1 protein-coding gene is annotated in these 2,224 nt (G+C 69.8%); it reads right to left on the reverse strand.

Going from position 1 to position 2,224, the window contains the following annotated elements; translation table 11 throughout:
• Nucleotides 1-2,224, reverse strand: a 2,224-nt coding sequence (locus RMN98_RS03900; RefSeq protein ID WP_309647487.1) for a glutamate synthase-related protein, incomplete at both ends; no start/stop codon positions are given.

A 2,224-nucleotide genomic window follows, 5' to 3' on the forward strand; every position in this document is an offset into this window, starting at 1 on the left:
CACCTCCTGGGCGATGTACTCGAAGAACGTCACGATGTACTCGGCCTTGCCCGAGAAGCGCTCGCGCAGCACCGGGTTCTGGGTCGCGACGCCCACGGGGCAGGTGTCGAGGTGGCAGACCCGCATCAGGATGCAGCCCGAGACCACCAGCGGGGCGGTGGCGAAGCAGTACTCCTCGGCTCCCAGGAGAGCGGCGACGACGACGTCACGACCCGTCTTGAGCTGGCCGTCGGCCTGCACGACGATGCGGTCGCGCAGAGCGTTGTGGAGCCGCGGCTGCGGCGTCTCGGCGCGGCCGCGCTCCCACGGTCCACCGGCGTGCTTGAGCGACGTCAGCGGCGAGGCGCCGGTGCCGCCGTCGTGGCCGGAGATGAGCACGACGTCGGCGTGGGCCTTGGAGACCCCTGCCGCGACCGTGCCGACCCCGACCTCGGAGACCAGCTTGACGTGGACCCGCGCCGCCGGGTTGGCGTTCTTGAGGTCGTGGATCAGCTGGGCGAGGTCCTCGATGGAGTAGATGTCGTGGTGCGGCGGGGGGCTGATGAGGCCCACGCCCGGCGTGGAGTAACGCGTCTTGGCCACCCACGGGTAGACCTTGTTGCCGGGCAGCTGGCCGCCCTCACCGGGCTTGGCCCCCTGCGCCATCTTGATCTGGATGTCGTCGGCGTTGGTGAGGTATTCCGACGTCACGCCGAAGCGACCCGAGGCGACCTGCTTGATCGAGCTGCGGCGCTCGGGGTCGTAGAGCCGCTCGGCGTCCTCGCCCCCCTCACCGGTGTTGGACTTGCCGCCCAGCCGGTTCATGGCGATCGCGAGGGTCTCGTGCGCCTCCTTGCTGATGGAGCCGTAGGACATGGCCCCGGTCGAGAAGCGCTTGACGATCTCGGAGACCGGCTCGACCTCGTCGATCGCGATCGGCTGGCGGCCGACCTCGTCGGCGTCACGGAAGCGGAACAGGCCGCGCAGCGTCATGAGCCGCTCGGACTGCTCGTCGATCGCCGCGGTGTACTGCTTGAAGATGTCGTAACGACCGGTGCGCGTCGCGTGCTGGAGGCGGAAGACCGTCTCCGGGTCGAAGAGGTGCGGCTCGCCCTCGCGACGCCACTGGTACTCCCCACCGACGGCCAGCTCCCGGTGGGCGGGCAGGATCCCGCCGCGGGGGTAGGCCGTGGCGTGGCGCAGCGCGACCTCCTCGGCGATGGTGTCCAGCTCGATGCCGCCGAGCTTGGACGTGGTGCCGGTGAAGTAGGAGTCCACGACGGCCTGCGAGAGGCCGATGGCCTCGAAGATCTGTGCGCCGGTGTAGGACGCCACGGTGGAGACGCCCATCTTGGACATGACCTTCAGCACCCCCTTGCCCAGCGCCTTGATCAGGTTGGCCACGGCCTTCTCGGGCTCGGTCTTGACGTAGTAGCCCTCGCGGGCGAGGTCCTCGACGGACTCCATGGCGAGGTAGGGGTTGACCGCGGCAGCGCCGTAGCCGACGAGCAGCGCGACGTGGTGCACCTCGCGGACGTCCCCGGCCTCGACGAGCAGGCCGACCTGGGTGCGGGTCTTCTCGCGGACCAGGTGGTGGTGGACGGCCGCGGTGAGCAGCAGCGACGGGATCGGCGCGAGCTCTGCTGTCGAGTGACGGTCGGAGAGCACGATGATCCGGGCTCCGTCGGAGATGGCCTGCGACACCTCGGCGCAGATCTCCTCGATGCGGTGCGCGAGCGCGCCGCCCCCGCCCTCGACCTCGTAGAGGCCGCGGGCGACGTGGGTGATGAAGCCGGGCATGTCGCCGTCACGGTTGATGTGGCGGATCTTGGCCAGGTCGTCGTTGGAGATGACCGGGAACGGCAGCACGACCTGGCGGCACGAGGCCGGGGTCGGGTCGAGCAGGTTGGCCTCCGGGCCGATGGTGCCGTTGAGCGAGGTGACGAGCTCCTCGCGGATGGCGTCCAGCGGCGGGTTGGTGACCTGCGCGAAGAGCTGGCTGAAGTAGTCGAACAGCAGCCGGGGCTTGTCGCTGAGCGCGGCGATGGGCGTGTCGGTGCCCATGGAGCCCAGCGGCTCTCCCCCGGTGTTGGCCATCGGGGTGAGCAGGACGCGCAGCTCCTCCTCGGTGTAGCCGAAGATCTGCTGGCGACGCGTCACCGAGGCGTGCGTGTGCACGATGTGCTCGCGCTCGGGGATGTCGTCGAGGTGGATCAGACCGGCGTGGAGCCACTCGCCGTAGGGG

Source organism: Nocardioides sp. (assembly GCF_031397825.1).
Classification (GTDB): Bacteria; Actinomycetota; Actinomycetes; order Propionibacteriales; family Nocardioidaceae; genus Nocardioides.